Consider the following 1,229-nt stretch of genomic DNA (forward strand, 5'->3'; position numbering starts at 1 on the left):
GTGAAGACAGCTGTCGTGGCACTGGGGAAGATCGGGCTGCCGCTGGCGGTGCAGTTCGCCGATGCAGGGCACGAGGTCATCGGCGTGGACACCAATCCCCGCCAGGTCGAGCTGATCAACCAGGCGAGAGAGCCGTTCCCGGGCGAGGCGCAGCTGCAGGAGAAGCTGAGCGAACTGGTCCCGGCGGGCCGGCTGCGGGCGACGACCGACTACGCCGAGGCGATCCCGCAGGCCGACGCCGTGGTGATCGTGGTACCGCTGTTCGTGAACGACGCCACGTGGGAGCCGGACTTCGGCTGGATGGACTCGGCCACCCGGTCCCTCGCGGAGCACATCACCCCCGGCACCCTCGTCTCCTACGAGACCACCCTGCCGGTGGGAACGCTGCGCACCCGCTTCACGCCCATGATCGAGCAGATCTCGGGCCTGACGGAGTCGAAGGACTTCTTCGCGGTCTTCTCCCCCGAGCGCGTGCTGACCGGCCGGGTCTTCGAGGACCTGCGCAAGTACCCCAAGCTGATCGGCGCGCTGTCCGCCGAGGGCACGAAGCGGGCCACGGAGTTCTACGAGTCCGCCCTCACCTTCGACGAGCGTCCCGACCTGGCACGTCCCAACGGGGTGTGGGACCTCGGCTCCCCCGAGGCCTCGGAGCTGGCGAAGCTCGCCGAGACCACCTACCGCGACGTGAACATCGCCCTGGCCAACGAGTTCGCCCTCTTCGCGCAGGACCACGGGATCGACGTCTACAAGGTGATCGAGGCCTCCAACTCCCAGCCCTACTCCCACATCCACCAGCCGGGCATCGCCGTCGGCGGGCACTGCATCCCCGTCTACCCGCGCCTGTACCTCTCGACCGATCCGAACGCGACCACCGTGCGCACCGCCCGCACCCTGAACGCGTCGGTGCCCTCGCACCTGGTCGAGCGTGCCGCGAACCTGCTGGGTTCGCTGCAGGGCCTGAAGGCCGTGGTGCTCGGCGCCTCGTACCGCACCGGGGTGAAGGAGACCGCGTTCTCCGGCGTGTTCCCCGTGGTCGAGGCGCTGCGTGAGCACGGCGCCGAGGTCGCCGTCCACGACACGTACTACGACGACGAGGAGCTCGCCGGATTCGGCTGGGCCCCGTACCACGTGGGCGAGAGCGCGGACCTGGTGATCGTGCAGACCAACCACGCCGAATACCGCGAGCTCTCCGCGGCCGACGTGCCCGGCATCAAGCTGATCATCGACGG

1 protein-coding gene is annotated in these 1,229 nt (G+C 69.1%); it reads left to right on the top strand.

Features of this window, described 5'->3' with window-relative positions:
* A partial coding sequence (locus tag ACFQRD_RS16670) for a nucleotide sugar dehydrogenase (protein ID WP_377804792.1) occupies positions 1–1,229 on the top strand: 1,229 nt, incomplete at its 3' end.

It is taken from the genome of Brachybacterium sp. GCM10030268 (genome assembly GCF_042666305.1).
Classification (GTDB): domain Bacteria; phylum Actinomycetota; class Actinomycetes; order Actinomycetales; family Dermabacteraceae; genus Brachybacterium.